Raw genomic sequence first — 26,710 nt, forward strand, 5'->3', positions numbered from 1 at the left:
AGGATCATGTCTCTTACTCCGAAGATTATCTATACCCTCACCGACGAAGCTCCGGCACTGGCAACCCGTTCGCTGCTGCCCATCGTCCAGGCATTCGCCAAACCCGCAGGCATCACGGTCGAGACCCGCGACATTTCGCTGGCAGGCCGCATCATCGCCCTGTTCCCGGATTACCTCGACGACAGCCAGAAGCTGTCCGACGCCCTGGCTGAGCTGGGCGCTCTCGCGGTCAAGCCCGAAGCCAACATCATCAAGCTGCCCAACATCAGCGCCTCGATGCCCCAACTGAAGGCGGCCATCAAGGAACTGCAAGACCAGGGCTACAAGCTGCCGGATTACCCGGACGCCCCCGCCAACGACACCGAGCGCGACGTCAAGGCCCGCTACGACAAGGTCAAGGGCAGCGCCGTCAACCCGGTCCTGCGCGAAGGCAACTCCGACCGCCGCGCTCCGCTGTCGGTCAAGAACTACGCCCGCAAGCACCCGCACAAGATGGGCGCCTGGACGTCCGACTCCAAGTCGCACGTCGCCCACATGAGCGAAGGCGACTTCTACGGCACCGAAAAGTCGGCCCTCATCGCCGACGCCGGCGACGTCAAGATCGAACTGACCGCTGCTGACGGCACCAAGACCGTCCTGAAGGAAAAGACCCCGGTCAAGGCCGGCGAGATCATCGACGCCGCCGTGCTGTCGACCGCCAAGCTCAAGTCCTTCCTGCAGGCCCAGATCGACGACGCGCGCGCCAACGGCGTGCTGTTCTCGGTCCACCTGAAGGCCACCATGATGAAGGTCTCTGACCCCGTCATCTTTGGCCACGTGGTCTCCGTGTTCTACAAGGACGTCCTGGCCAAGCACGCCGACGCCCTCAAGCAGGCCGGCTTTGACCCCAACAACGGCATTGGCGACCTGTACGCCAAGATCCAGTCGCTGCCCGCCGACCAGCAGGCCGCGATCACCGCCGACATCGACGCCGCCTACAAGACGCTGCCGCAACTGGCCATGGTGAATTCCGACAAGGGCATCACCAACCTGCACGTGCCCAGCGACGTCATCGTCGACGCGTCCATGCCCGCCATGATCCGCGACTCCGGCAAGATGTGGAACGCCGAAGGCAAGCTGCAGGACACCAAGGCCGTCATTCCGGACCGCAGCTATGCCGGCGTGTACCAGGCCGTCATCGACGACTGCAAGCGCAACGGCGCCTTCAATCCGGTCACGATGGGCAGCGTGCCCAACGTCGGCCTGATGGCCCAGGCTGCCGAAGAATACGGTTCGCACAACAAGACCTTCGTCATCCCGGCCGCCGGCACCGTCCGCGTCACCGACGCCGCTGGCGCCGTGCTGCTGGAACAGGCCGTCGAAGCCGGCGACCTCTGGCGCATGTGCCAGACCAAGGACGCCGCGATCCAGGACTGGGTCAAGCTGGCCGTCACCCGCGCTCGCGCCACCAAGACGCCCGCCGTCTTCTGGCTGGACGAAAAGCGTGCCCACGACGCCCAGGTCATCGCCAAGGTCAAGCAGTACCTCAAGGACCACGACACCAGCGGCCTGGACCTGCGCATCCTCGACCCCGTCGAAGCCACCAAGTTCTCGGTCAAGCGCATCCGCGAAGGCCTGGACACCATCTCGGTCACCGGCAACGTGCTGCGCGACTACCTGACCGACCTGTTCCCCATCATGGAACTGGGCACCAGCGCCAAGATGCTGTCGATCGTGCCGCTGGTCGCCGGCGGCGGCCTGTTTGAAACGGGCGCGGGCGGCTCGGCCCCCAAGCACGTGCAGCAGTTCCTGGAAGAAGGCTTCCTGCGCTGGGATTCGCTGGGCGAATTCATGGCGCTGGCCGAGTCCCTCGACCACCTGGGCCGCACGTACAAGAACCCCACCGCCCAGATCCTGGCCAAGACGCTGGATCAGGCCACGGCCAAGTTCCTGGACGAAAACAAGTCGCCCGAGCGCAAGGTCGGCGGCCTGGACAACCGCGGCAGCCACTTTTACCTGGCGATGTACTGGGCCCAAGCCCTGGCCGCCCAGACCGAAGACCGCGCCCTGGCCGCCCAGTTCGCCCCCGCCGCGATCGCGTTCTCCGAAGGCGAAAACAAGATCCTGGACGAACTCAAGGCAGCCCAAGGCAAGCCCCTGGACATCGGCGGCTACTACCAGCCGAACGAAGCCAAGGCCAGCCAGGCCATGCGCCCCAGCGCCACGCTGAACAAGGTGCTGGCCTCGATCGGCTAAGCCCACTGCCCTTGCTGGCCAGTGTTTGCTGGCTGGCGGGCATGTGAAAAACCGGCAGTCCCGTTGGGGCTGCCGGTTTTTTTTGGCGGCGGGTTATGGAGGGGGCTTAATAAGTTTTCTGACCCCTGCAACATCCGCGACTGCTAACTATCGCCAAAATCCGACTGACTTACGGTCTGCCAGACCACCTCCTTCGCCTCTTCCGAACGTATGTTCTAGCGAACGCTCGCGTGAAGAATGCGCGACACAAACATACCCGTTACGGGTATACTTCGGAGTGTTCGTCGATGGTGATTTTGAAGCGAAAGGATTTTTCCCGGTGGCAAGTTACGGAAAGGCTCTCTGATGCCGTGCTGTGCAGCGCAGTCCGTGAAATGGAATGCGGTCTTATCGACGTGGATCTGGGCGGCCACCTTTATAAGATGCGTATTGCCCGTCCCGGGGGAGGCAAACGCGACGGATACCGCACGGTGTTGTCCGCGTGTATTGGGAGCCGATACGTGTTCCTGCACGGTTATCCGAAAAACGACAAGGCCAACATCACCGCCTCTGAGAAAAAAGCCCTGCAATTCGCCGGCAAGGTCTTTCTCAGCCTGACGGAATCCGCCCTTTTCAAAGCGCTGCAGGCAGGCGTATTGTTGGAGGTGAACTGTGACCAAACTCATTGAATCTTTGCGCGACGATCTCGCCGCGCTTTACCGGGCCGGGGCTATAGACAAAGTCACGATGCGCGACTTTGACGCGATCTGTCCGGCGCCCGTCCGCCACTTCAGTCCGGGCGACATCAAGCGACTCCGCGAAGACCTACGGTTTAGCCAACCTGTCTTCGCCCTGCATCTGCACACCAGCGCTTCGACCGTCCGGAAATGGGAGCAAGGCGACACGCGTCCGACCGGCCCGGCCCTTAAACTTCTGAACATCCTGGCGGACAAAGGCCTGCAAGCCATCCTTTGATGCGCCTGATGCGCCTTTACCGACGAGGCGCAGATCCCGACATCAGCCTGTCCAACCGCAGTCTCCCCCGCTCATCCGTCAGACGGCGCATCGCCCCATAAGCCGCGCCCATCGCCGCCATGCCGCTCGCGCCGCACAGCAGAAACATCAATAGGATCTGATACTTGGCCGCGTCCACCGGATCCATGCCCGCAATGATCTGCCCGGTCATGATGCCCGGCAAGGTGATGATCCCGGCCGCCGACATCTGGTTGATGCTGGGCACGATGCCACGCCGAACCGATTCGCGCAGCAAGGCCGAAAACGCCTGATGCACGGTCGCGCCCAGCGCCAGGCGCGCTTCGATGCCCAGCCTTTCGCGGCGCACGCCCGACAGCATTCCGTCCAATGCCAGACTGGCCGCATTCAAGACGCTGCCCAGCACGATGCCAACCAGTGCAATCGTGTACCGCGGATCAAACCAAGGGTCCGGGCGCAGGGCCGTGTTCAAAATGAACATCGCAGTGACGAGCGTGGTGCTGACCACCGCCAACGTCCCGACCCAGCCGTTGCCATGCCCGGCCAGGCGGGCCTTCGGCCGGGCCGCGACTTCGCGTGCGGCCAGCGCCATCATCACCGCCACCACCAGCGCCGTCAGCCACGGCGCGGCATGGGCGAACACAATGCGCAGGATCTGACCGACCAGCAGCAGTTGCACCACCGTGCGCACCGCCGCCCAGAGCACCTGCCGTTGCAGATTCAGGCGCAGCGCAAAGGAAATGCCGGCGCTCAGCAGCACCAGCAGCGACGCGATCACCAGATCCAGCGCCTGCAGCTTGATCACGTCCATAGCGGCTCCATGTGGCCTTGCGTCATTCGCCAACGCCGGCGCGCCAGGCGCTCGGCCTGCTCGGCGCTGTGCGTGACGAGCAGAATGCCTGCCCCGGCCGCCAGGACGCGTGACAGTTCCGCCTCGACTAACGCTGTCGCCTCCTGATCCAGTGCGGCGGTCGGCTCATCCAGCAGCAGCACGCGTGGGTTCTGCATCAGCGCGCGCACCAAGCCCATCCGCTGGCGCTCGCCCGTGGACAGCTCATGAACCAACGCGTCGAACTTGACCTCAGCCAGCCCGAGGCGCGCCATGATGGCGATCGCGCTCGCGCGGTCCGCGTAGTGCGCGGACACATGGTCATCCCACCATCCGGCCTCGGCCTGGCAATACACCACCAGACGTCGCCACTCGAAACCCCGCATGGCAGACCGGCGACGCCCGTCCAGTTCCGCTTCACCATGCCCGGGATCCAGATCCGCAATCTGCCGCAACAGCAGCGACTTGCCCGATCCCGACGCGCCGACCACAGCCGCGCACTCGCCCGCCGCCAGATCCAGGCTAACGGGCGCCAGGCGCTCGCTGTACAGGCCTCGAAGCCTGAGCAACGGCGGCGCGTCAGAAACAACTTGCGAGGAAATCGGCACGGATGGCATGGGTAGGCATCATATAGAAAAGCCCGCGGCAAGGCGGGCTTCACGGTATGCGGCGGCGGCTCGGATCAGAGCATATGCGCCAGAAACTCACGGCTGCGCGCATGCTGAGGCGCGGCAAAGAACTCGGCGGACGGCGCTTCCTCGACGATGCGGCCATCGTCCATGAAAATGACCCGATGCGCCACTTCGCGCGCAAACCCCATTTCATGCGTCACGACCAGCATCGTCATGCGCTCGTCAGCCAGCTGCTTCATGGTGCGCAGCACTTCGCCGGTCAGCTCCGGGTCCAGCGCCGACGTCGGCTCGTCGAACAGCATGATGTCCGGCTCCATCGCCAGCGCCCGCGCAATCGCCACCCGCTGCTTCTGGCCGCCGGACAGGCGCGTCGGATAGTTGTCGCGCTTGTTCGACAGACCCACCTTGCGCAGCAGCTCTTCCGCCTTCGGCACGATCTCCGCGCGCGACATACCCTTCACGGTAATGGGCGCTTCGATGATGTTCTGCAGCACCGTCATGTGCGGGAACAGATTGAACGACTGAAACACCATGCCCATCTTGCGGCAGATGCGGCGCACGTCGCCGTCGCTGGCGTACTGGCTGCGGCCACCCGGTACAGACGCAGCCATCGTCTCGCCTTCGATCTGGATGCTGCCTTCGTCGATGGTCTCAAGATGATTCAAGCAGCGCAAAAATGTGCTCTTACCAGACCCCGACGGGCCGATCACCGCCACGACCTCGCCCTGCTCCAGGTTCAGCGACACGTTGTCGAGCACGCGATTGGAACCGAACGATTTGACGATATTGCGGGCTTCGATCATGACCGGACGCTGGCTAAGCCCGGCCGGGGAATTATTGGTCATATTTTGCATAGCGCTTTTCCATGTGCTGGAAGAACCACGTCAGGAGCAGCGTCATCAACAGATAGAAGGCAGCGGCGACGAGGAACGGCGTGGTTGTGAAATCGCGCTGCACGATGCCCCGCGCGGTGCGCAGGATGTCGTTCAGCGCCAGCACGTAAATCAGCGACGTGTCCTTGACCAGGGTGATGGTCTCGTTGCTCATGGGCGGGAGCACGCGCTGCACCATCTGCGGGAGCACGATGCGGCGCAGCGTCTGCAGGTACGTCATGCCCAGCACCTTGCTGCCCTCGTACTGCCCCCGATCCACCGACTGAATACCGGCGCGGAAGATCTCAGCAAAATACGCCGCGTAGTTCAGCGCAAACGCCACCACCGCCGCCGGAAAATCCGGCAGCCGAATGCCGATCACCGGCACGAACGGCAGCGCGAAGTAGATGAACAGCATCTGGAGCATCAACGGCGTGCCGCGCATCAGCCAGATATAGCCATTGACCGCGCGGCTCAGCAGCGGCCACTTCGAGATGCGAGCCAGGGCCAGCACCAGCCCCAGCGGCACGGCCAAAGCCAGCGTGATGAAAAACAGCGTCAAGGTCACTTTCGCGCCTTCCGCCAAGGGCCCCAGAAGGGAGAGTACGTAGTCCATGCAGTGGGTTCGCGCCGCGAGGGCAAGAGAGAATCATGGGCAAGCCCGCCTGGCCTTGCGGCACTGCGGCGGGCTGCGAACTGCAACGGCAAAGGCGCCGCGGCCGGCTAGGCCATGGGCGCCCTTGCGCTTACTTGATGATGTTGGCGCCGAACCACTGGGTGGCGATGCGGCCGGCAGTGCCGTCCTGCTTCATCGAATCCAGCGTCTTGTCCAGCTTTGCCAGCAACTCGGCGTCGTCCTTACGCACGCCAACGCCGTAGTCTTCCGTACCGAAGTTCTCTTCCAGCACGCGGTATTCGCCCGCACGCTTGCTGATCAGGTAACGGCCAACCACTTCGTCCACCACGATGGCGTCCAGACGGCCAGCAGCCAGGTCCATCAGCGCGGTCACGTTGTCGCCGAACTTCTTCACTTCCTTGATCTGCGCGGCAACTGGATCCTTCGCGATGGCGTCGGTGGCGCTGCTGCCGTCCTGCGCGCCGATGACCTTGCCAGCCAGATCATTCTTGACCTTCACCGGCGACGTGTTGCCCACGATGATGATCTGGTGGTTGGCCATGTACGGCGCGGTGAAGCTGATGTTCTTCTTGCGCTCTTCGGTAATGGTCAGACCGTTCCACAGCACGTCGACGCGCTTGCCGTTCAGCTCGGCTTCCTTGGCGCTCCAGTCGATCGGCTTGAATTCCACTTCAATGCCCAGACGCTTGCTGGCTTCCTTGGCCATGTCGATGTCAAAACCGACGATCTGGTTGCTGGCGTCGCGAAAGCCCATGGGCGGGAAGTTGTCGTCCAGCCCAACAACGACCTTCTTGGGCGTGGCCGGCGCTTGGGCGCCAGCGGCGGGCGCGTTGTCGCTGGGACCGCAGGCCGTGAGCAAAGCGGTTGCGGACACAAGAAGTACAGCAGTCAGTTTTTTCATCGTTGTGAGGGCGCGAGGCGCAGGATTGAAGAAAGCCGGGAAAGCGGGCGGTATGCCGCGAGGCGGTATTTTAGCGTTGTTGGGGGGATTTGCTGGCGGGGCGGTGTTACCAAGGCGTTCCACTACTGGACGGGAGCCCCACAGAATCCCCCTGCTCGACCGCCCGGCACAGCCACCCCAGCTCGTCCTTGATGCGCAGACGCAGGGCGTCGGCCGCGTCGGGTTCCCCATGCACGATGAAAGTCTCTCGCGGCGCGCGGGAAAATCCACTCAGCCAACGCATGATCTCATCGGCATCTGCATGTGCGGACAACATGGACAGGTTGCTAACTTCGGCACGCACGGGCACGTATTCCCCATGGATCTTTATCGTCTGAGCGCCGTCTAGCATCGCAGCACCGCGGGTGCCCATCGCCTGGAAGCCGGCGAACAGGATGGTATTGCGTGGATTGCCAGCATAGTGCTTCAGATGGTGGACAACCCGTCCCCCCGTTGCCATGCCGCTCGCCGACAGGATGATCTTGGGCATGGGCGATCTGTCCAGCGCCTTGGACTGTTCAACGTCGCTGACGCAAGATGCAACGTTGTAGGCAGCGATGGCGTCTTGACGCGCGAGCCGCTGATCAGCGTCGTGCCGCAGATAGATTTCAACGGCTTCGCTCGCCATCGGACTATCCAGATATATTGGCAGGCTGCGGGCGATGCGCCCCGCCTGCTTAAGCCGCCAAAGGTGATACAGGAGGAGCTGTGCACGACCCACGGCGAACGACGGAATCAACAGGGAGCCGCCGCGCGCGACGGTGCGCTCGATGATGTCTGCCAAGGCATTGAGCGCGCTTTCCCTGCTGTGGCGCCGATTACCATAGGTCGACTCCACGATCAAATAGTCCGCCTCGCTCACGGGCGCGGGCGGAGGCATCAGAGGATCGTCATATCGGCCAAGATCCCCCGAGAAGGCCAGTCGCATGCCGGAGTGCGCGATTTCCACGACAGAGGCGCCCAGGATATGGCCGGCACGCGACAGGCTGAGCCGTAGGCCAGGCGCCAGTTCGGTCATCGTGTCAAACGGGATCGGACGAAAGGCGGCGATGGCCCGATGCGCGTCGGCGACGGTATAGAGCGGCAGCGCCGGCCGATGTTTTGTCAGACCATGCCGGTTCATATAATCGGCATCAGCCTCCTGCAGGTGGGCACTGTCCAGTAGCAGCAGCTGGCATAGGTCAAGAGTGGCATTAGAACCATAAATGGGGCCATTGAATCCTTCGCGCACCAGCCGCGGCAAGTATCCCGAATGATCCAGGTGCGCGTGCGACAGCACCACGGCCTCGATGCTGGAGGCCGCAACGGGAAACGGGGCCCAATTACGCAGCCTGAGTGTCTTGACGCCCTGGAATAGTCCGCAATCCAGAAGGATGGATCGCCCGTCCATGCTAAGCAGGTGACGCGAGCCGGTGACAGTGCCGGCAGCGCCCCAGAATTGCAGCCGAAGCTTGCTTTCCATGGCTTTTCTCCGAGGTCTTTTTTCCGAAATCTTCGCTGTATGGCGTTGGTGAGAAGGACCAGACGCAGTGTTTCCTTCAGGTCTTCGACTGCAGTTGTGCTGCCGTCGGGAGGTAAGAGCGTCCGTCTCGGCATCCTGCAAGACTTGCCTTCAGCGTAGAGGGGGGATTTGTGCGCAACTTGACCGGAGTCAATTTCAACCGCAGGACGCGCGCGATGATGGCAGTAAGTGCAGGGTCAGGCGGCCCTGGCATCCACTTCTATCGGAGGCGCCGTGAAAAACGTACTTATTCCCGTGGACGGATCAGGCAATTCGGTGCGCGCCGTGCGCTATATGGTCGACCATGTCCGCGAACACGGCCCTTGCTCCATACACCTGCTCAACGTGCAAATGCCCATAGTCTCCGGAACGGTATTGGCCTTCGTTCAGCCGGAAGCGATCCAGGAATACTACGACGACGAATCGAAGGCGGCCCTGGCGGAATCGGAGGTTCTGCTGGACCAGTCAGGAATTCTCTATCAAAAGGCGGCTCGGGTCGGCAACGTCGCCGAGACCATCAAATCCTATGCCACCGAGCAGGGTTGCGACCATATCGTCATGGGGTCGCGCGGAATGGGCGCCGCCGGCAGCCTGCTACTGGGTTCGACCACCTTGAAGGTGCTGCACACGGTTCACATCCCGGTGGTGCTGGTCAACTAGGCCGATGAGCCATGGCCCCGCCGGATCGTCAGCGCACGCTGATCTCGATCAGCCTGGACCTGATCAAGGATCCCATGTTTGCCCTGCTGCTCGCGGGGGGAGGGCTTTATTCGATTCTGGGAGCCTGGCATGAAGCCGCCTTGCTGCTGCTCTTCGTCCTGGTCATCTTCGCGCTGACTGTCGGGCAGTCCCTGCGTACGTCGCACGCATTGGAAGCGTTAGGACGCCTGGCGGCGCCCCGCGCCCTCACACTGCGCAACGGCAAGCGGTGCTGGGTGGCCTCGGCGGACCTTGCGCGCGGCGACACTGTGCTGCTGGCGGAAGGGAACCGCGTCCCGGCGGATGGTCATCTCATCGACGGCGAAGGTCTGCTGGTCGACGAGTCCGCACTTACCGGAGAGTTCCAGCCGGTGTTCAAGCGGATACAGACCACGCCCGGCAGCGGCGCCGAAATGCTTTGCGGGGCGTTGGTGCTGTCGGGAACGGGCGTCATGCGCGTGGATGCCGTCGGGGACGACACCAGATTGGGAGCGTTGGGTCAGGCCATGCGGCAACTGACACCCGAACGCGCCCCCCTGGAATCACAGACCCGCCATTTCATCCTGCGGTTCATGTGGGTTGGCTTTATCCTTTCCCTGGCCACGTGGGCCTTGTATGTCTACATGCGGGGAGGATGGTTTGAAGGGCTGTTGGCAGGCATCGCGCTGGCGATGAGTCTGCTTCCGCAGGATTTCCCGGTCATCGTGACAATCTTCTCCGCGATGGAAGCAAAGCGCATCGCGGGCGACGGCGTACTCGTCCGGAAGCTGAGCGTGGTCGAGACGTTGGGCAAGACGACTGTGTTGTGCGCCGACAAGACAGGCACCATGACAACCAACACGATGGCCGTGCGGCAACTGTACATCGGGTCCATCAGCATGGACACTTCCGATCTTGTGGCCGTCACCGGCGCCAAACCAGTACCCGAGGTCTGTAACCTGGCTGAAACGCTCGCGCTGGCAAGCGTGCCCGATTCCGGCGACGCGATGGAGGACGCCTTCCGCAGCTTCGCCTCGGAACTGGTGGGCCGTCCGCCCGCACCAGGCTCCCTCAAGCTGACGAAAGCCTATCCGTTCTCTGGCGCTCGACTGGCCGTCGTCCACGCCTGGACAGCCGCACCGGAGAACCTCATCCGGATCGCGTGCAAGGGCGCGCCGGAAACCGTGTTCAAGCTTTGCCAACTGACGCCGGACCGCAAGGCGGAACTGGAGGCCGAGGTCCGCCGCATGGCCGGGGAAGGCCTTCGTGTGCTGGCGGCAGCCAGCGCACGAAGGCCGAATTCGCCGCTACCCGATAACCCGGAAAATATCCCTCTGCAGTTTGCCGGTCTGGTCGGTCTGGAAAACCCGCTCAAGGAAGGCGTGAGCCGATCAGTCGCCGCCTGCGATGACGCGGGCATACGCGTGCTGATGCTGACGGGAGACCACCCCGCCACCGCCAGGGCCATCGCCCGCCAGGCTGGCATACCGGCCGACCTCGTGGCCGAAGGTGATGTCCTGGAGCGGGAAAGCGACGAATGCCTGTCCGAACTGGTCAAGCGCGTATGCGTTTACGCCCGTGTGAAGCCTGAGCAGAAGCTGCGCCTGGTCCAGCTCCTCAAACAGCAGGGGGCAATCGTCGCAATGACCGGGGACGGCGTCAACGACGCGCCCGCGCTGCGCGCGGCGCACGTCGGCATCGCCATGGGCGGGCGCGGCACCGATGTCGCGCGGGAGGCGGCGGACCTGATCCTTACCCGCGATGATTTTTCCGACATCTTGAATGCGATCCGGCAAAGCCGCCGATTGTTCGACAACCTGTCCAAGGCCATCGTCTATATCGTCGCGGCGCATGTCCCGATAGCAGGGCTGGTGATTTTGCCCCTCCTGATGGGTTGGCCGGAACTGCTGCGCCCAGCTCATGTGGCATTCCTGGAGATAGTTATTGGTCCCCTGTGCGGACTGGCATTCGAAACCGTCGCAGGAGAGCCGGACCTCATGCGCCGCCCTCCTCTGCCCGTGGCAAGGCCGCTCTTTTCATTGACGACGTTCCTGCTCGGCTTTGCCCAGGGGCTGGCGCTTCTGGCATCGGTGGGGATTCTCTATGGGTGGCTGCAACAAAGCCAGTCGCCTGCAGATAGCGCTCGATCCACCGCCTTCTGCGCCTTGGTTTTGGGCAATCTGGGTCTGATGATCAACAACCGCACAACCCACCAGCGCCATGCCGGCGTGTGGGACGGAGCGACCCGACTTGCAATAGCGGCAACGCTGGTGCTGCTCGTGTTGACTGTGGAATGGCCAGCTCTGCGTCGCCTGTTCGAATTCGGCCCCTTGGACGTCAGAGGCTGGGCAGCGGCCTTGCTCGCGGCGGCGACGGTGTGGCTGGTCGCGCGGCGACTGCGCCCACCAAGCCACCCGCTGACGACACCAAAAAAGCTGCACAGCAAGGCAGCACGATGATTCCCTTGCTTACGAATTGGCGCATGCTTGATCAATACCAAGGATCTCTCCCTTCCATGGCAGGAATGAAGGCCGCCAGCGCTCATGGCCCTGGGTTGCATGACCCCAACGCCAGGGCATTGCCACTCATCTGCACATAGAGGTGGGAGCGAGGACCTGCAGCCATTCCGGGAAAGTTGGCCGCGAATTGAGTTTCGTCAAGCATGGCTGGGCACGCGATCCTAACCTGAACAGGTCGCACCCGGCGTATGCCGCTGAGGTGTCTTTATTGCCTTTCCGGAGGAACTGGTCATGCAACCCGATTACGCACCCTATGTGGCACTGTACAAGTACGGCCTGAATACTGCGCTAGCCATGGCCGAAAACTACTTCGACAGCGCCCGGCAGCTACGCGCCCTGCAACTGAAAACCGACAAGGAAATGCTCGCCTTGGCGCAGCACGTGCAAGCGGAAATCGAATCCATGTCCACGGTGGCAGCAGTTTGCTCCTATCAGCAGAAACTGACCGCCGAATTGCTGGGACGTGAGCTGAACTACCTGCGCGAGATCGAGAAGATCGCACGCGCCGCATCCACCTCCGCGTCCGCCGCCTTGAGGGACAGCAAGAATCCTTGGCAGGAACGCGTCTCGGAGGTTGCGTTCGGCGCCGGCCAGTTTCTGGCCGGCGGCAACGCGGCAAGCTCCGCCGGCGGCAACAATGCGTAGCGTAAAGAATTGGCAAACTGCAGAAGGACCGTTGTGGGCGATAAACCAAAGGAAAGAAGCGCTGATCGCGCAGGTTACGGGCGGTGGCTCGCCGGCCGCGTTCGCGCTCGCGTTCGCCGATTGGTGGATGCACCTTTGCACCGCGCCCGGCAAGCAGATCGAACTGGGGATGATGTGCGGCGCTGAAGCCGCGGTGCTGTGGCGGCGCGCCGCCCTTCCCTGGACCGGTGTGAACCGGACCGCATCCGCGCCAGCCGTCGACAACGCGCAAGCGCTGCAGGCCTGGCAGCGCGAACCGTTCAACCTGTGGTGGCACACATTCCAGTCGGCACGGCGATGGTGGATGAACGCCACCAGGGATGTTCCCGGCGTCGCTGCCCATCATGCGGATCTGATGTCGTTTTGCGGCGCCCAGTGGTGCGATATGTTCTCGCCAGCCAACTTCGCGTGGTCCAATCCTGTCGTGGTGGAACGCTCCCTGGCCGAAGGCGGCCGCAACCTGATTGCCGGCCAGATGAATTTTCTCGCCGATCTGCAGCGCAAGCTCAGCAATGCCCCCGAGGAAGGTGCGGAACGCTTTCAGGTTGGCAAGGACGTCGCTATCACGCCCGGTGCGGTCGTCTTCAGGAATCATCTCATCGAGTTGATTCAGTACGAGCCTTCGACGACCACGACGCACCCCGAGCCGATACTCATCACCCCTGCGTGGATCATGAAGTACTACGTGCTGGATCTGTCGCCGGGAAATTCTCTGATCCGGCATCTGGTCGCGCAGGGCTACACGGTCTTTTGCATCTCCTGGCGCAATGTGGATTCTCGGGACCGGGACCTGTCGCTGGACGATTACCTCCATATGGGCTTCATGACTGCGTTGGACGCGGTTTGTCGCATCACGCCAGGCCGCCGCGTGCACGCCGTGGGCTACTGCCTGGGCGGTACCCTGCTGTGCATCGCCGCCGCCGCGATGGCAGGAAAAAAAGACGACCGCCTGGCCACGCTCACACTGCTGGCGGCGCAAACCGACTTCACCGAACCGGGCGGACTGGGCATGTACATTGATGCCAGCGAGGTGTATTTGCTGGAAAGTCTGATGTGGGCCCAGGGCTACCTGTCAGCCGGCCAGATGTCCGCCGCATTCCAGTCGCTGCGGCCCGTCAGCGATACGGCCGCGCGCGCCGTGCGCAGGTATCTGCTGGGCGAGCGTACGGCGCCTAATGACCTGATGGCATGGAACGCGGACTCCACGCGCATGCCTTACCGCATGCATGCTGAGTATTTGCGAAAGCTCTTCCTGAACAACGAGTTGGCGGGCGGCCGCTATCAGGTCGACGGCCGCATAATCGCTTTGCGCAACATCCGCGTGCCCATCTACGCCCTGGGCGCCGAGAACGATTGGATCGCGCCATGGCGGTCCATCTACAAGATTCACTATCAGACCGACGCCGACATCCGCTTCGTCCTTGCCAGCGGCGGCCACAATGCAGGTGTCGTCAGCGAGCCCGGGCATCCGGGGCGCTGGCACCGCGTAAGGGAAGGCGCAATGGACAGCCTGCGCGTCGGTCCGGACGAATGGGCGGCCGGTAGCAGCCTGCACGCCGGGTCCTGGTGGCCCGATTGGCATGCCTGGCTCGATGCCCACTCCGGTCCCGCGCAGCCGGGCCTGCCTCCCCTGGGCGCCCCTTTAACCAACCGCGCCGCCTTGACACCTGCTCCCGGCCGCTTCGTACTTCAGGATTGAACTTCAAGGCGGCCATTTCAAGGAATCAAGACTGCCGTTGCTTGGATGCGGCCCATTCGAACGTCATCCAACGCTTCGTTTGCCGATTCAAGAGGATATAGGCGCACGTCGCACTGCACGTCGGAAGCGACGGCAATATCGAGGAACTCCCTTCCATCAGCACGGGTCAGGTTGGCCACGGACACAAGCTGGCGCTCCCCCCACAGCAGTCGATATGGAAAAGACGGAATGTCCGACATGTGGATGCCGCCGCACACCACGCAACCTCCCTTGTGTACCGCTTTCAGCGCGACAGGAATGAGATCACCCACCGGCGCGAAGATGATGGCGGCGTCCAGTTGCTCCGGCGGGACACTCAAGCTATCTCCCGCCCATACGGCACCGAACGCTCGGGCCTGCTGTTGGGCAGGCAGATCCCCTGCCCGTGTGAAAGCGTAGACGTGCCGCCCCTGCCAGGCACAGATTTTCCCCACCACCCGGCCCGCAGACCCGAATCCATAAACGCCAAGCCGCTGCGCTGATCCCGCCGCCCGCAGCGCACGCCAGCCGATCAACCCGGCGCACATCCATGGCGCCATGGAGGCCGCGCTTCGCTCACGTGGTACCGGGAATAGGTATCGTGCATCTGCGATCAGGTGCGACGCAAAGCCCCCAGCCCGCGTGTAGCCGGTGAACTCCGCGAAATCGCAGAGGTTTTCTTTCCCTGACGCGCAATAGCTGCATTGACCGCAGGCCTTTCCCAACCACGCCGCGCCAACGCGCAGCCCCATCATGCATGGGTCGACACCAGAGCCCGCCTGCTCTATGACGCCGATCACCTCGTGCCCGGGCGTAACGGGATAGCGCAGGCCCGGCAGCTCGCCATCCACCACGTGCAGATCCGTGCGGCAGACGGCGCACGCCTCGACCCTCAGCCGGACCTCGCCATTGCCTGGAACGGGTGTAGTGCGACGCTCCAATGTCAGGGGCTTGCCAGCGGCCAGTTGCGACATGCTTTTCATGTAATACCCGATCAAGCCGGCACGACGGCAACCTTCAGAACGTTGTCCCGCTGGTTTGCGAAAAGATCATATGCATCTGCAATCCGATCCAGCGTGAACCGGTGCGTGACCATCTTCGCCAAATCCAGGCGCCCTGAATCCAGCACGCTCATGAGGCGGCGCATACGCTCCTTTCCGCCGGGACAGAGCGCGGTGTTGATCCTATGGTCGCCCAAACCAGCCGCGAACGCGGACACGGGAATCTTCAGGTCGCTCGAGTAAACGCCCAGGCTGGACAAGGTCCCCCCCGGCTTCAGTACGCGCAATGCGGATTCAAAAGTGCTTTGCTGCCCCAACGCTTCAATCGCGCAGTCCACTCCTCTGCCGCCCGTCAGCCGCAAGATTTCCTCGACGACGTCGCACTCATGGAAGTTCAGGACGATGTCCGCGCCCCACAAGCGGGAAACCTCCAGACGCTGCGCATTACCGTCCACGCCGATGACCGTTGTCGCCCCCAGCAGCCGGGCGCCTGCCGCCGCGCAAAGCCCAATCGGGCCTTGCGCGAAGACGGCCACCGTGTCGCCTATGCGGATATTGGCGTTCTCTGCCCCTTTGAACCCGGTCGACATGATGTCCGGACACATCAGCACCTGCTCGTCGCTCAAGCTGTCCGGTACCGGCGCCAGATTGGCCTGCGCATCGGGAACCAGCAGGTACTCGGCTTGGGCGCCATCGATCAAGTTGCCGAAACGCCATCCCGCGGTGGCGCGGTACCCATGGCATCCACACAGGCCGCTGACCACCAGATAGCTGCCATCCTGGGAAGGGGCGCCGTCTTGAGCAGCGTAGGAATTGAAGTTCGGACAGATGGCGCCGGCGATCACGCGCTGGCCCTCTGCATAGCCCGTGACGGCGCTTCCCAGCTTTTCGATGACGCCAACCGGTTCGTGTCCGATGGTCAGACCTGGCTTTACGGGATACTCGCCCTTGACGATATGGATGTCGGTGCCGCAAATGGTCGTGGTCGTGATTTTCAAAAGCGCGTCATTCGGGCCGACGTCCGGGATGCGCTTTTCCCGTATTTCAATGCGCCCTTTCCCGGCAAACACAACTGCTTTCATCATGGAGGTCATGGGAAGTCTCCTGTGCTGAAATGAGTCAATCGTCAGTGGGAAAACAAGACCGGCACGGTCATCGCAGCCAGCAGCGAACGCGTGGCGCCGCCCATCACCCATTGGCGCATGCGGCTGTGTCCATATGCGCCCATGACGATCAGATCCGCGTCGAAATCCGCGGCCGCATTTAAGATGGCGGAGCCCACGTCTATGTCCCTCGTGCTGCGCGATACGTGTTCCAGTTGAGGGAAGCCGTGGCAGGCGCAATACGCCGCCAAGTCCTCGAACGGCACCTCTGTGTTCCCGCTCTCACCCTCCCTATCCGTCGTCAGAATGGCCAGGGCATTCGCACTGCGCAAAAGCGGCGCAGCGTCGGCGATCGCACGTGCGGCCTCCCGTCCACGGTTCCAGCAATACAGCACACGGGCACCCGCCCCATTAAACTTGCCGGCCGACGGCAAGACGATCACGGGCCGCCCTGCGGACATCAATACTTGCTCGACGAAGTCATTGCCGACAGCCGCTTGCACGTCTTCCGGATTCTGTTGACTGATGATCAGGACATCGGAACAGCGGGCATGGCTGACGACACATTCCGCCGGCTCACCTTCCCCCTGCCGCCATGATGCCGCCACGGCGCTGTCGCGCGCGGCCTGACTGAACGCCAGCTCCACCGCAGTGCGCGCCTTTTCATTGATCTGCCGGGCTACATCCATTGCCCGGACCCAAAGACCTGCTTCGTCGTAGAAATAACCGGGCGAGACGAAACTGGCGAATATTCCAGTCAGATGCGCGCCATTGGCGCGGGCAAGTTGCAGGGAGAATTCGACCCGCCGAGAACAATCGAACCCGCGGTCAAGATGAACGGCAATTCGGCAGTACATGATTACCTCCACGGAAAGCGAAGGGACTTGCTGGACGGGGTCCGCTTCATTCGATCTGCAGCGTTCTGTTCTTGCTTCCGGCGATCTTGGGCAAGGTCAGGATCAGGACGCCGTTCTCGCAGACGGCCTTGGCAGCCGCCTGATCAATGGCGCTGGCCAGCGACACGGATCGTTGAACCTGCCCCCAGAAGCGCTCCTGGCGTATGACCTTCCCCGCCTCTTTCGTTTCGCTGCGCCTTTCCTTGTTGGCTGAGATCATGACGTTGTTGCCATCGATCTCTACCGAAATGTCCTTCTTGTCTATCCCCGGAACGTCAGCCTTCAGGACATATGCGTCCCCTGCCTCGGTCACGTCGATGTCCATGCGAGGTGTTTGTTCCTCCGGGTTCTGCCGGATCGGCCGCAGGAACGCTTGAAATACGTCGGCAAATGGATCATTGGTGAATGGGCTGTATTGCGTCACGCGCGACATGGTTAGCTCCTTTTCATGCTGATGAAAGGCAGGTGACCTCACCCGCCTTTCCATGCTGCTCCTGCCTGTGACGCCCAAATTGACCTTTGTCATGCAGAAATCAGGGACAAGAATTCAGTCCTTACGTAAATCGCCACGGCGTCGTCGAAGGAAAATCGCTCGATTGACCAATATCAACGAGCCTTGGCTCCGCAGGCTCAACATGGAAACGTCGAATTCGACCAACGAGTTGCACCTTGACGTCCTGGAGAGCGACATGCGCGCGCGAAACCTTATGACCCCCGACCCATACTGCGTCACGGCGAGAACGCCGGTTTCCCAGATCATGCGGGCGATGTTGGACAAGAACATCAGCGCGGTGATGGTGATGGGCGATGATGGAAAACTGGTCGGACTCGTCAGCGAGGGCGATCTGGTCAGGCGCCAGGACAGCACGCATCAAAAAAAGATGGACCATTGGCTGGCGCTCCTCGCCGAAGGCGAGGCCTTGAACTTGGAGTTCCTGCACAGCCTTCAACTGGGTGAGCAGACCGCTGCATCTGTCATGAGCAGTCCCGTCATTACGGTGGAAGAAGACACTGAACTGGCGCAGATCGCCGACCTTATCCTCAAGCGCGGCATCAAGCGCGTGCCGGTTACCCGCGGCGGAAAACTCGTTGGTGTGGTGAGCCGCAGGGACATTCTGCGCGCGCTGCTGGACCAGGAAAATTGAGCATCCAGGGAGAGGCATCATGGAGCGCATAGGAATTTTTTATTATTCGCGCATAGGCACCGCCCGCGCCACTGCGGAGCGCCTTTCATCCCTCAGCAACTGGCCGGCATATGAAGTACGTGACGCCGTCCCAAGATTTGGATTGAGCGGCGATTGGCGCTGCATTGTCGACAACCTGCTTAAGCGCTGCCCGGATGTTCGCTATGACGGGCCGCCCGTAGACGACTTCGACCATGTCATTCTGATCGCCCCGGTCTGGCTTCGATCCTTGGCCGCCCCCATGCGCGCCTTCCTGAAGATGCAGGGACGCCTCATCAAGGCCTACTCCGTCATTTGCGTCATGTCCGGCATCGGGGGTTTTCGCGCGGTGGACGATATTGCCACCCTGGTCGGTTCCAAGCCGCGCTCGATCCTGCTCCTGAAACAATACGACGTGCTGGCCGAGGAATGTGATGCGTCCCTTTGCCGCTTCCGCGAGCAGACACGCGCGGCGGCGCCTGCCGCATGGGACGATCCGGTATTGCCTGCCGTCGATTGAACAGCCTCTTGCCGATTCGCTAGTACTTTCAGATTAGCTTGCTCTCACCAGTGCGCCGTGCGGGAATGTGTGCTGCAATGATTTGCCACCTGTCTCGGGGATGGCAAATCGCACGCTCCCGCAATGAAGCAATCGCTTAACGCGCCGCCGCTGCTGGACATCATCCAATCCGCCACCGAACCGATCATCACGATAGACGAGCGCATGCGCATCGTGATGTTCAATCCGGCGGCCGAGCGTGTATTTCTTTGCCGTGCGGACGAGACCATCGGCGCGAACCTCGACACTCTCATTCCCGCCCGGTTTCGCGCCGCCCATTCCAGGCATGTCGACCGGTTCAAGCAAACCGGCATTTCCGAACGCCAGATGGGTTTGGGCGCACCGCTCTGGGGCCTGCGCGCCAACGGCGAAGAATTTCCCATGGAAGCCTCCATTTCTCAAACGCACTCGGAGGCGGGCGTGTACCTGTCCATCTTCCTGCGGGACATCACCGAGCGGCAGCGGGTCGATCAAGCGCTGCGCGCCTCCCGTGACGAACTTACTCGTCTTTCAAACGCACTGCTGCATGTCCGGGAGCAAGAGAAAAAGCATATTGCACGGGAGTTGCACGATGATCTGGGTCAGACACTGACCGCGCTGACCATGGAACTGTCCCAGATGGAAGCGGGCTTCGCGCCTGACGACACTGCCATGCGCGCCCACGTGCGTGCCATGCGGCGGCTGATAAAGAAGACATTCGCTTCGTTGCGGCGCATCGCCTCTGACCTGCGGCCCGTCATGCTTGACGACCTTGGACTCGCCGCCGCGGTCGAATGGCTGGTGGCGGATTTCGTTTCCCGGTACGGCATCGACGTGGAGGCGGAAATCGACATTGGCCCGCAGGAACCTGGTAAACCGGTCGCGACAACGCTGTTTCGCGTCGTCCAGGAAGCGCTTACCAACATTGCCAAGCATGCGCAGGCCAGCAAGGTCCAGGTGCGACTCTGCTGCACCGAATCGATATGCGAATTGACCGTTCAGGATAATGGCGCAGGCACGTCGCCTGAAGCCCTGGCCAGAAAACTTCCCTTATCGCTGGGCCTGCAAGGCATACGGGAACGGGTCCGCCTGTTGAATGGCGAGGTCACGATCCATACACAAAAAAGGGCCGGGTTCCGCCTGAATGCGCGCGTGCCTGCGTACCCGCCGCAATCCCGTTCGGAGGCAGCATGATCGCTGTCATGCTCGCCGATGACCACACGCTGCTACGCGCAGGGCTGCGGCGCCTGCTGGAGCATGCAGGCGGCATCTCGGTGGAGGGCGAGGCGAGTAACGGCTTGGAAGCAGTAAAGCTCCTTGGCCAGCGTCCCTGGGACCTGCTGGTGCTGGACATGTCCATGCCCGGCCGGGACGGCGTGGATCTGATCCGGCAGATACGGCACGAATACCCGAAAATCCCGATACTGGTGCTGACCATGCATGGAGAGCAGCAATACGCCGTACGAGCGATCAAGGCGGGGGCATCGGGATATCTGACCAAGGACAGCGCCGCGGAGGAGCTGGTCGTCGCGGTTCGCAAGGTCGCCGCCGGAGGCAGGTACCTGAGCCAGTCCTTGGCGGAAAGCATCGCTTTCGAACGGCAAGTAGATGCCGACACCCTTCCCCATCTACTGCTGTCCGATCGAGAATTGTCCGTATTCCGTTACCTTGCCTCGGGCCTGAGCAATTCGGACATCGCCCGGCTGCTGTTTCTAAGCGTCAAAACCGTCAGCACCTACAAGTGCCGCATCCTGGTCAAAATGCAGTTGCGCAACCAGACCGATCTGGCGCGGTACGCAATCCGGCACCGATTGATCGACGACAAGGATACGCCGGAAGGTTGACCTGCCGCCGTACAAGCCGGCGTGCCAACAGGGTAGGAAATTTCCTACAGCGGTAGGTAAAACCCACGCCAATCTGACGAGAAACGCTGATAGCGCGCCGCCGCCCCGCCAAGCATACTGAGGCCGCATATCCGCTCGGGCCTGCACCGCCACGCCCACGCAGATCCGGCAGTCCGACCCAGTGAGGTGCGCCATGGAAACCCTCTCGCCGACTTCCGCAGCCCAACCGCCCTTACCCGCAGAGGCGATGGGCAAATGTGAAACCTGTGCTCTCAACCGCATCTGCCACGCGCGCCTTGACGCCGAACCGGTCCCGGTGGGCATGCCCCGCGCCCGGCGACTCGTCCGGCAGGGCGAAGCCATTTATCGCGCGGGCGACGCTTTGCATAACCTGTACCTGTTGCGATCCGGTTCGGTGAAGATCCGAGCCACTAATCCTGCCGGCCTCGAACAGATCACCGCCTTTCCCGTTGCGGGCGCCGTACTTGGGCTAGATGCGATTGAGACTGGCACTCACACCAGCGATGCGATCGCCCTCGAGGATTCCCTCATATGCATACTGCCCTTCTGCGACCTGATGAGGAATTGCAGACAGGACTTCATCGCCGCCCAGCAGTTCAATCGGCTGATCTCCCACGACATCAATGAGAGCCGTGACTTGCTGATGGCCCTGGGATGCATGACCACCGAGGAACGGGTCGCGCACTTTCTGATAGGAATCTCCGAGAAAATGTCTGCCAACGGATACTCTCCCCGCGAATTCATCCTCAAGATGACACGCCAGGATATCGCCAGTCATCTGGGCATGAAGGTGGAGACCGTGTGTCGCGTTTTGGCGCGACTGCAAACTGCAGCCGTGGTCCGAGTGCACAGAAGGCAACTGCAAATCCGCAACATCGACGCGCTCCGCGAGATTAGCTGCGGATGAATGCACATTAGCCGCACCGTGTGCCGCTTGACCAGCATTCAGCCGACGGCCAATTTGTCCTGCACGTCGACAACCCCTGGAACAGCCCAGGCAGCTCGCTCCGCGGCGCCACGTTCAACCCAGCTATCGACCCGCCCGCTCAACACGACCTTATGATCCTGCACACTGACCTCCACACGCTTTGCTTCAACCAGCGCGCTGCGCAGCAGCGCTTCTTCGATCTTGCGCTTGATGTCGCCCGCATGCACAACAGGAACCACTTCGATCAAGTTTGATATGCCGGTCACCCCTGAGAGTTTGTGGACCGCGTTCTCGGCAGCCTGCCGTTGAAAAAACCACTCAACCGTACCATTCAATGTCACCCACCCCTTGTTCACGGTCACCTGCACCTTGCGGTCAGGGATCGTCGAATCCCAGGCAATAATATTTAGCGCCCGAGCGGCAATCTGATCGTCCGCGAGTTGTTTGTCAGCGGCCCTCCTCACCTCTATCTCTTGCGCGATTCCGCGAACTCCTCTGACCCGCTGAACCACGTCTTCGGCGGCCAGCTTCTGCGCAAATGTGCTGACATGTCCGGTCAAGGTCACCACGCCGCTTTCCGCCACTACACCTATATGCTCATCTTCGACACTGGGCTCGAACGCCAGCGCTTTTAGCACTCTATCCCGCAGTTCCGTATCGCTCATGATGACCTCCTGAGTTTCCGATTTCCCGTGTTTTGGGCCAGGCCTCTGGGCATATTGAGCGCTGTTTGCGAAATCCTGTTGACTTTTGTCATCCGGATTTGGGGTCGAATTTCAGTCAGCCGCCATCGCCAGGACGTGCCGTCTTCCGGCGAAATTCATGACAACAATCAATGTTTCGCCCGCGAGGCCGCCGATACTGAGCGTCAACCCCAACACTTCGCGGAGTTGCACCATGTATCAGAAAATTCTAGTTCCTATAGACGGGAGCCCGACATCCGAGTCGGGCCTGAGGGAAGCGATCCGGATCGCTCAGACCACGCACGGTCGCCTGCGCCTGATTCATGTCGTCGATGAACTCTCGTTCGCGTTTACCGCCGATGCTTACAGCTATCACGCAGGTCAACTGCTGGACTTGGTCAGAAGGAACGGTGCAGAGGTACTCGAACACGCATTGGCGCAAGTCAAGGCGGCGGGAGTGGAAGCAGACACCGTGCTCCACGAGAATCTCGACAGGACCGTCAAACAGCGAGTACTGGACGAATCCCTGTCATGGAAGGCAGACCTGATAGTTATCGGAACGCATGGACGCCGAGGGCCGAGCCGACTGGTTCTTGGAAGCAGCGCCGAGGGCATCATGCGTGGCGCTACCGTGCCTGTGCTGCTCGTGCGGGCTCCTGCAGGCGATGCATAGGCCTCTAAAACGTGCGGGCATTACCCTCCAGGCCTCACGCCCGCGCGTGCCCTCACGCCGCCCGGACCAGCAAGACCGGAACAGGAGACAGTCTTGTAACGCCTTCAGCGCTACTGCCGATCATCGCGCGCTGGACACCCCGCCGCCCATGTGTACCCATCACGATCAAGTCCGCCGGCCAGTCTTGCGCCGCTTCAATAATCCGCTCTTGCACCGGCAGTCCCAGATCGTCAGCAAGGATTGTTTCAGCCGGCACTTCCGCCGATGCCGCGCGCTCTCGCGCCTGGTTCAGGATCTCCTGGCCACCTCGCCGCAGTGTCTCGATGAGTTCTCCCATGTAGTATCCCGCATAGGGATTGGCGGTGAGTGAGATTGATTGATCATCCAGCACATGAATAATGCGCAACGTTGCATTGAATGCCTTTGCAATCTTTATTGCTTCATCTAATGCGCGATTCGAAGCGTGGCTGCTGTCAACGGCGACAATTATGTGTGAGTACATGGGCTTTCCCCCGTAATGTGGGCGTGGACCCACACGCTGAACAGCTAAGAGAGGCCAGCATAAATCCACCGAGTACTCGGTAATTGATAAGCGTCAACTTGATAAGTTTGGATCGATACCATACGGCTTGCGCTGCGTAGGCCCAAATGTGGATATGTACAGCGACACGCTCGTTTGGCTGTTCGACCTTACTCAACGCCAGAAAAAAAGGCGCACAGCCCCGGATACCCCGGCCGTGCGTCACATGCCTTCAAGCATCCCGCCTTTCCTCCTGGAAACCCAGCCTCCACCGACATCCCAAACCCATAAGTCGGCGTAGTCACATCAAACCGGCTCTCGCAAACCTTCTTCGCGCTATAAGCAAACGTCATCCTCTCGCGCCGCCCATTGACCGCGAACGACACCTGGAAGCTGTTCATACTGCTCCACCCTGCCCTGGGCAAGACCACGAACCGGTAATGCTTAGCATCCAGGCGCTCACCAAAGATCTTCAATTGCGCGGACGTCGTGCGCGTCGTAGGCGATGGATACGGCAAGGCCAGCAACGCCCGCGGATCGCCTACCACGCCCAAGTCGAAGCCCACGCCCTTTTGATAGAACGGAACCTCGATACTGGGATAGCCCGAATACTCCACGCGCTTCACCGTGGACCCGTGCTCAAGCGTCCGAGGGTCGTAATCCGGCGCCCGTGCGAACTCGACATCCAGCGTCATCACCACGTCTGCCGGATTGGCGTCTTCGGTGCGCACATGTTTTTCATACACGTCGGCGGTGCTTGCGCAGCCCGCAAGGGCCACCACGAGCGAGAGCGCCAGCCACCGCAACCCACTGACCGCGGAAATCGGCGTCATCTCATTGCTCCTTTCGCGGTTGAACCGGCAACGGCACTGGCTTCAACCCCTGCCCACTAAATTGCCAGCCGCCCTTCCCTTCTTGCCATCGAAAATTCCGGTTGATCCATTCCGCCTTCAGGTTGTCGTAGAGCCGCCGCTGGTCGATATGCTTACCTTCTTCGAGCGCCTTGCGCGCACGTGCGGCGCTTTGGTCCCACGCCGATTTGAAAGCATCGCGCTGCATTGCCTTGGTGAATGCGACGCTGGCGTACGGACCTTCGTCCGCCACGCTAAGGCGGATCTCGTTGTCGAGCAGCACCGCGCCGTGGCGATTGTCTGGCGACACCGACACCAGTAGCGGGGTCGACTGCTGGCGTTCCTTGGATTGCAGGTGTTCAAACCACAGCACCTTTCCCGTCGACGTCACGAGCGCCCGCGAACCGGCGGTGAACAGCAGCAGGTCTTGACGTCCGGGCTGGGGCAGACCCATGTCGGGGTCGCGCACATCGACGGAGGGACTTAGCACTCGCGCGAGCGGGGTATCGTTCTGCACCGCGATCAGGATGGTGCCCACGCCCATGGAATCGTTCGAGACCGCAAGGAGGATCGGCTGACCGCCCTGAGTCGGACCCAGCGCCCTGACGTGCGCAAACTTGTACGCGTTCAGAGGCCGGTATGGCTTGCCGCGGAATTTGAGCTGGTGGAGGGTCGAACCCGACTCGCCTACTAATTCAAAGTCGCCGCCTAGCGGCGGCAAGGTGTTCGGAAGGGAATCAGTGACCGTTGCTGGCCTCGCCTGCGCGTGCGCCAGTATCGGCAGCGCCATGAATAGCGACATCCCTAGCGCGACGGTTGTGCATATCCGCGCAAGGCGGGCATCCGGTGAAACAGTTTTCGTAGGAGGCAGCAAAACGGCATCGGCGGCGGCGCCGCACATGAGAATGATGCGGGCATTCTAGGTCAAATGCACTATCCGCAGCAGGGCCGCCGCCCAATGCCCCCGCGTGACCTTCCACCCAATCCTATGTGACCAGGTGTGCGAATCGGCTGGACGCGCTTTGGTACGCTAAACCCATCTCGGAAGGGGCAACACTAGGCGATTCCCCTGTTGGCGCTCTCGCGCAACACATCAGCCCCCGCGTGCTGCAGAAATCCCGCGCCCAACTCCTTCAAATCAACCACCCCCAACAGCCCCATATTGCGCCGCACTTCTTCGGTGATAAGTGCTATCGCGTGCGCCACGCCGCGTTGGCCGGCCACCGTCGCGGCATAGTTGAACGGACGGCCGACGAACACGCAGCGCGCCCCCAGCGCCATCGCCTTCAATACGTCCGTGCCCCTGCGCACGCCGCTGTCCAGCATCACTTCCATCGGGCCCGCGGCATCCATGATGGCGGGCAAAGCGTGCAGGGGCGACACACTGCCGTCAAGTTGGCGCCCGCCGTGGTTGGAGACGATGACCGCGTCCATGCCCAACGCGCGCGCGGTGCGCGCATCGTCCGGATGAAGAATCCCCTTCAGCACCATGTGCCCTTTCCAGCGACGGCGGATGGCCGATACATGCTGCCAGTTCAGGTGACCTCGGTCAGAGAAGTCCCGCAGGACGCTGGACGACATGATGGGCGCGCCGCGTGTGGCGTAATTGTTTTCGAAGTGCGGCATGCCATGGCGCGCGAGCGTTCGTAGAAACGTGCCAAACAGCCATCGCGGATGCGTCACCCCCTGCCAGGCGAGGCCGAGACTGGGCCGTAGCGGCGTGGAGAAGCCTGCCCGCACATTGTTCTCGCGGTTGGCGGCGACGGGCGTGTCTACCGTCAGGACCAGCGTGTTGACGCCGGCGGCCGCCACGCGGTCGATCAGTGCGGCGATCTGCGCATCGTCGCCGGGAAGGTATGCCTGAAACCAGGTGTCAGGCGCCGCTTCCATCACGGTCTCCAGGCGGATGAGCGACGAGCCGCTCATGATGCAGGGCACGCCGGCCTCGGCCGCCGCGCGCGCCAGGACGACGTCGCCCCGATAGCTGGAGATCGCCGAAATGCCCATGGGGGCCACGCCTACGGGCGCCGCATAGTCGCGGCCGAGCACCGTGCACCGGGTGCTGCGTGCGGACACGTCCACCAGCACCTTCGGCCGGAAAGCAAATTCGGCAAACGCCTCACGGTTGCCGCGCTCCGACTGGCCGTCCTCCACGGCGCCCGACACATACGCATAGATGGGCGCAGGCAGGAGCGCTTTGGCTGCGGCTTCGAAGTCGTGCAGGCTGAGCATTCGGCGCAAGGGATCGGACATGTCGGGCTCCTCCGGCGGCC

At 61.9% G+C, this 26,710-nt stretch carries 28 protein-coding genes; 13 read left to right on the forward strand and 15 right to left on the reverse strand.

The features are described 5' to 3' along the window. Positions 1–6: 6 nt before the first annotated feature. From B3446_RS12980 to B3446_RS12990, 3 genes are all read left to right on the forward strand, one after another. Positions 7–2,235, forward strand: a complete 2,229-nt coding sequence (locus B3446_RS12980) for an NADP-dependent isocitrate dehydrogenase (protein ID WP_291381569.1) — start codon at positions 7–9, stop codon at positions 2,233–2,235. A 287-nt stretch (positions 2,236–2,522) separates the two neighbouring features. Continuing rightward, the gene (locus B3446_RS12985) at positions 2,523–2,903 is read left to right on the forward strand and encodes a type II toxin-antitoxin system RelE/ParE family toxin (protein ID WP_291381571.1); all 381 of its coding nucleotides are present in this window, start codon (positions 2,523–2,525) and stop codon (positions 2,901–2,903) included. Then, complete coding sequence (locus B3446_RS12990; RefSeq protein ID WP_056561475.1) at positions 2,887–3,189, forward strand: helix-turn-helix domain-containing protein; 303 nt, start codon at positions 2,887–2,889, stop codon at positions 3,187–3,189. Before B3446_RS12985 ends, B3446_RS12990 begins: the two co-directional genes overlap by 17 nt. 16 nt (positions 3,190–3,205) lie before the next feature. Here B3446_RS12990 and B3446_RS12995 read toward each other — a convergent pair whose 3' ends face one another. The 6 genes from B3446_RS12995 to B3446_RS13020 all read right to left on the reverse strand — a co-directional run bounded on the left by B3446_RS12995 (position 3,206) and on the right by B3446_RS13020 (position 8,579). Continuing rightward, positions 3,206–4,018: an ABC transporter permease gene (locus B3446_RS12995; protein WP_291381575.1), complete on the reverse strand. Its 813-nt coding sequence runs from the start codon at positions 4,016–4,018 to the stop codon at positions 3,206–3,208. Then, on the reverse strand, positions 4,009–4,653 hold the full coding sequence (locus B3446_RS13000; protein WP_291381577.1) for an ABC transporter ATP-binding protein: 645 nt from the start codon (positions 4,651–4,653) through the stop codon (positions 4,009–4,011). The genes B3446_RS12995 and B3446_RS13000 overlap by 10 nt, the downstream gene beginning before the upstream one ends. Positions 4,654–4,718: 65 nt before the next feature. Beyond that, positions 4,719–5,471 (reverse strand): amino acid ABC transporter ATP-binding protein, encoded by a 753-nt coding sequence (locus B3446_RS13005; protein WP_175121977.1) that lies wholly within the window; start codon positions 5,469–5,471, stop codon positions 4,719–4,721. A 31-nt stretch (positions 5,472–5,502) separates the two neighbouring features. Further along, positions 5,503–6,156: an amino acid ABC transporter permease gene (locus tag B3446_RS13010; protein WP_175121427.1), complete on the reverse strand. Its 654-nt coding sequence runs from the start codon at positions 6,154–6,156 to the stop codon at positions 5,503–5,505. Positions 6,157–6,286: 130 nt separating this feature from the next. After that, the gene (locus tag B3446_RS13015; protein WP_291381580.1) at positions 6,287–7,078 is read right to left on the reverse strand and encodes an amino acid ABC transporter substrate-binding protein; all 792 of its coding nucleotides are present in this window, start codon (positions 7,076–7,078) and stop codon (positions 6,287–6,289) included. Between the two features lie 106 nt (positions 7,079–7,184). Continuing rightward, a complete protein-coding gene (locus B3446_RS13020) occupies positions 7,185–8,579 on the reverse strand; it encodes an MBL fold metallo-hydrolase RNA specificity domain-containing protein (protein ID WP_291381582.1) in 1,395 nt (464 codons plus the stop codon). 273 nt (positions 8,580–8,852) lie between these two features. Here B3446_RS13020 and B3446_RS13025 point away from each other — a divergent pair, with 273 nt between their 5' ends. The 4 genes from B3446_RS13025 (at position 8,853) to B3446_RS13040 (ending at position 14,198) form a co-directional block, all read left to right on the forward strand. Further along, a complete protein-coding gene (locus B3446_RS13025) occupies positions 8,853–9,278 on the forward strand; it encodes a universal stress protein (RefSeq protein WP_291381584.1) in 426 nt (141 codons plus the stop codon). An 11-nt stretch (positions 9,279–9,289) separates the two neighbouring features. Then, positions 9,290–11,755 carry a cation-translocating P-type ATPase gene (locus tag B3446_RS13030; protein WP_291381586.1) on the forward strand — a complete coding sequence of 822 codons (2,466 nt, stop codon included), beginning with the start codon at positions 9,290–9,292 and terminating at the stop codon, positions 11,753–11,755. A 291-nt stretch (positions 11,756–12,046) separates the two neighbouring features. Further along, positions 12,047–12,460 carry a hypothetical protein gene (locus B3446_RS13035; protein ID WP_291381588.1) on the forward strand — a complete coding sequence of 138 codons (414 nt, stop codon included), beginning with the start codon at positions 12,047–12,049 and terminating at the stop codon, positions 12,458–12,460. Further along, positions 12,453–14,198 (forward strand): PHA/PHB synthase family protein, encoded by a 1,746-nt coding sequence (locus B3446_RS13040; protein ID WP_313492340.1) that lies wholly within the window; start codon positions 12,453–12,455, stop codon positions 14,196–14,198. The genes B3446_RS13035 and B3446_RS13040 overlap by 8 nt, the downstream gene beginning before the upstream one ends. A 17-nt stretch (positions 14,199–14,215) precedes the next feature. Here B3446_RS13040 and B3446_RS13045 read toward each other — a convergent pair whose 3' ends face one another. From B3446_RS13045 to B3446_RS13060, 4 genes are read right to left on the reverse strand one after another with little or no spacing between them, the layout of a single operon-like run. Continuing rightward, positions 14,216–15,199 carry a zinc-binding alcohol dehydrogenase family protein gene (locus tag B3446_RS13045; RefSeq protein ID WP_291381592.1) on the reverse strand — a complete coding sequence of 328 codons (984 nt, stop codon included), beginning with the start codon at positions 15,197–15,199 and terminating at the stop codon, positions 14,216–14,218. Between the two features lie 11 nt (positions 15,200–15,210). After that, complete coding sequence (locus tag B3446_RS13050) at positions 15,211–16,311, reverse strand: NAD(P)-dependent alcohol dehydrogenase (RefSeq protein ID WP_291381594.1); 1,101 nt, start codon at positions 16,309–16,311, stop codon at positions 15,211–15,213. 32 nt (positions 16,312–16,343) lie between these two features. Then, entirely contained in the window at positions 16,344–17,177 is an 834-nt protein-coding gene (locus tag B3446_RS13055) for a universal stress protein (protein ID WP_291381595.1), read from the reverse strand. Between the two features lie 46 nt (positions 17,178–17,223). Further along, on the reverse strand, positions 17,224–17,649 hold the full coding sequence (locus tag B3446_RS13060) for an Hsp20/alpha crystallin family protein (RefSeq protein ID WP_291381597.1): 426 nt from the start codon (positions 17,647–17,649) through the stop codon (positions 17,224–17,226). A 163-nt stretch (positions 17,650–17,812) separates the two neighbouring features. On the opposite strand from B3446_RS13060, the gene B3446_RS13065 reads away from it, so the two are divergent. The 5 genes from B3446_RS13065 (at position 17,813) to B3446_RS13085 (ending at position 21,689) form a co-directional block, all read left to right on the forward strand. Beyond that, positions 17,813–18,361 carry a CBS domain-containing protein gene (locus tag B3446_RS13065; RefSeq protein ID WP_291381599.1) on the forward strand — a complete coding sequence of 183 codons (549 nt, stop codon included), beginning with the start codon at positions 17,813–17,815 and terminating at the stop codon, positions 18,359–18,361. Between the two features lie 19 nt (positions 18,362–18,380). Continuing rightward, the gene (locus tag B3446_RS13070) at positions 18,381–18,899 is read left to right on the forward strand and encodes a flavodoxin family protein (RefSeq protein WP_291381601.1); all 519 of its coding nucleotides are present in this window, start codon (positions 18,381–18,383) and stop codon (positions 18,897–18,899) included. A gap of 123 nt (positions 18,900–19,022) precedes the next feature. Further along, positions 19,023–20,111 (forward strand): PAS domain-containing sensor histidine kinase, encoded by a 1,089-nt coding sequence (locus B3446_RS13075; RefSeq protein WP_291381603.1) that lies wholly within the window; start codon positions 19,023–19,025, stop codon positions 20,109–20,111. Then, entirely contained in the window at positions 20,108–20,761 is a 654-nt protein-coding gene (locus B3446_RS13080) for a response regulator (RefSeq protein ID WP_291381605.1), read from the forward strand. The genes B3446_RS13075 and B3446_RS13080 overlap by 4 nt, the downstream gene beginning before the upstream one ends. Positions 20,762–20,954: 193 nt before the next feature. Then, a complete protein-coding gene (locus B3446_RS13085) occupies positions 20,955–21,689 on the forward strand; it encodes a helix-turn-helix domain-containing protein (RefSeq protein ID WP_291381606.1) in 735 nt (244 codons plus the stop codon). Positions 21,690–21,727: 38 nt separating this feature from the next. On the opposite strand, the gene B3446_RS13090 is transcribed toward B3446_RS13085, so the two are convergent. Continuing rightward, positions 21,728–22,375 (reverse strand): BON domain-containing protein, encoded by a 648-nt coding sequence (locus B3446_RS13090; RefSeq protein ID WP_291381607.1) that lies wholly within the window; start codon positions 22,373–22,375, stop codon positions 21,728–21,730. Between the two features lie 232 nt (positions 22,376–22,607). Here B3446_RS13090 and B3446_RS13095 point away from each other — a divergent pair, with 232 nt between their 5' ends. Then, positions 22,608–23,066, forward strand: a complete 459-nt coding sequence (locus tag B3446_RS13095) for a universal stress protein (protein ID WP_291381609.1) — start codon at positions 22,608–22,610, stop codon at positions 23,064–23,066. Between the two features lie 52 nt (positions 23,067–23,118). Here B3446_RS13095 and B3446_RS13100 read toward each other — a convergent pair whose 3' ends face one another. The 4 genes from B3446_RS13100 to B3446_RS13115 form a co-directional block, all read right to left on the reverse strand. After that, positions 23,119–23,568, reverse strand: coding sequence for a universal stress protein (locus B3446_RS13100; RefSeq protein WP_291381611.1), 450 nt, complete (start codon positions 23,566–23,568; stop codon positions 23,119–23,121). A gap of 188 nt (positions 23,569–23,756) precedes the next feature. Beyond that, entirely contained in the window at positions 23,757–24,419 is a 663-nt protein-coding gene (locus B3446_RS13105; protein WP_291381613.1) for a hypothetical protein, read from the reverse strand. Position 24,420: 1 nt separating this feature from the next. Beyond that, positions 24,421–25,227, reverse strand: a complete 807-nt coding sequence (locus tag B3446_RS13110) for a hypothetical protein (protein WP_291381615.1) — start codon at positions 25,225–25,227, stop codon at positions 24,421–24,423. Between the two features lie 266 nt (positions 25,228–25,493). Then, on the reverse strand, positions 25,494–26,690 hold the full coding sequence (locus tag B3446_RS13115; RefSeq protein ID WP_291381617.1) for an alpha-hydroxy acid oxidase: 1,197 nt from the start codon (positions 26,688–26,690) through the stop codon (positions 25,494–25,496). Positions 26,691–26,710 lie beyond the last annotated feature (20 nt).

This window comes from Achromobacter sp. UBA5777, from assembly GCF_002418565.1.
In the GTDB taxonomy this organism is placed as follows: Bacteria; Pseudomonadota; Gammaproteobacteria; order Burkholderiales; family Burkholderiaceae_B; genus Achromobacter; species Achromobacter animicus.

Coding starts and splice junctions, on each gene's coding strand:
- B3446_RS13005 (WP_175121977.1), bottom strand. CDS start 5,471: ATGATCGAAGCCCGCAATATCGTCAAATCGTTCGGTTCCAATCGCGTG.
- B3446_RS13070 (WP_291381601.1), top strand. CDS start 18,381: ATGGAGCGCATAGGAATTTTTTATTATTCGCGCATAGGCACCGCCCGC.
- B3446_RS13045 (WP_291381592.1), bottom strand. CDS start 15,199: ATGAAAAGCATGTCGCAACTGGCCGCTGGCAAGCCCCTGACATTGGAG.
- B3446_RS13080 (WP_291381605.1), top strand. CDS start 20,108: ATGATCGCTGTCATGCTCGCCGATGACCACACGCTGCTACGCGCAGGG.
- B3446_RS13010 (WP_175121427.1), bottom strand. CDS start 6,156: ATGGACTACGTACTCTCCCTTCTGGGGCCCTTGGCGGAAGGCGCGAAA.
- B3446_RS13075 (WP_291381603.1), top strand. CDS start 19,023: ATGAAGCAATCGCTTAACGCGCCGCCGCTGCTGGACATCATCCAATCC.
- B3446_RS13035 (WP_291381588.1), top strand. CDS start 12,047: ATGCAACCCGATTACGCACCCTATGTGGCACTGTACAAGTACGGCCTG.
- B3446_RS13030 (WP_291381586.1), top strand. CDS start 9,290: ATGGCCCCGCCGGATCGTCAGCGCACGCTGATCTCGATCAGCCTGGAC.
- B3446_RS13050 (WP_291381594.1), bottom strand. CDS start 16,311: ATGACCTCCATGATGAAAGCAGTTGTGTTTGCCGGGAAAGGGCGCATT.
- B3446_RS13000 (WP_291381577.1), bottom strand. CDS start 4,653: ATGCCATCCGTGCCGATTTCCTCGCAAGTTGTTTCTGACGCGCCGCCG.
- B3446_RS13020 (WP_291381582.1), bottom strand. CDS start 8,579: ATGGAAAGCAAGCTTCGGCTGCAATTCTGGGGCGCTGCCGGCACTGTC.
- B3446_RS13105 (WP_291381613.1), bottom strand. CDS start 24,419: ATGACGCCGATTTCCGCGGTCAGTGGGTTGCGGTGGCTGGCGCTCTCG.
- B3446_RS13100 (WP_291381611.1), bottom strand. CDS start 23,568: ATGTACTCACACATAATTGTCGCCGTTGACAGCAGCCACGCTTCGAAT.
- B3446_RS13085 (WP_291381606.1), top strand. CDS start 20,955: ATGGAAACCCTCTCGCCGACTTCCGCAGCCCAACCGCCCTTACCCGCA.
- B3446_RS12980 (WP_291381569.1), top strand. CDS start 7: ATGTCTCTTACTCCGAAGATTATCTATACCCTCACCGACGAAGCTCCG.
- B3446_RS13040 (WP_313492340.1), top strand. CDS start 12,453: ATGCGTAGCGTAAAGAATTGGCAAACTGCAGAAGGACCGTTGTGGGCG.
- B3446_RS12985 (WP_291381571.1), top strand. CDS start 2,523: ATGGTGATTTTGAAGCGAAAGGATTTTTCCCGGTGGCAAGTTACGGAA.
- B3446_RS13055 (WP_291381595.1), bottom strand. CDS start 17,177: ATGTACTGCCGAATTGCCGTTCATCTTGACCGCGGGTTCGATTGTTCT.
- B3446_RS12995 (WP_291381575.1), bottom strand. CDS start 4,018: ATGGACGTGATCAAGCTGCAGGCGCTGGATCTGGTGATCGCGTCGCTG.
- B3446_RS13115 (WP_291381617.1), bottom strand. CDS start 26,690: ATGTCCGATCCCTTGCGCCGAATGCTCAGCCTGCACGACTTCGAAGCC.
- B3446_RS13090 (WP_291381607.1), bottom strand. CDS start 22,375: ATGAGCGATACGGAACTGCGGGATAGAGTGCTAAAAGCGCTGGCGTTC.
- B3446_RS13095 (WP_291381609.1), top strand. CDS start 22,608: ATGTATCAGAAAATTCTAGTTCCTATAGACGGGAGCCCGACATCCGAG.
- B3446_RS13060 (WP_291381597.1), bottom strand. CDS start 17,649: ATGTCGCGCGTGACGCAATACAGCCCATTCACCAATGATCCATTTGCC.
- B3446_RS13110 (WP_291381615.1), bottom strand. CDS start 25,227: ATGGCGCTGCCGATACTGGCGCACGCGCAGGCGAGGCCAGCAACGGTC.
- B3446_RS13015 (WP_291381580.1), bottom strand. CDS start 7,078: ATGAAAAAACTGACTGCTGTACTTCTTGTGTCCGCAACCGCTTTGCTC.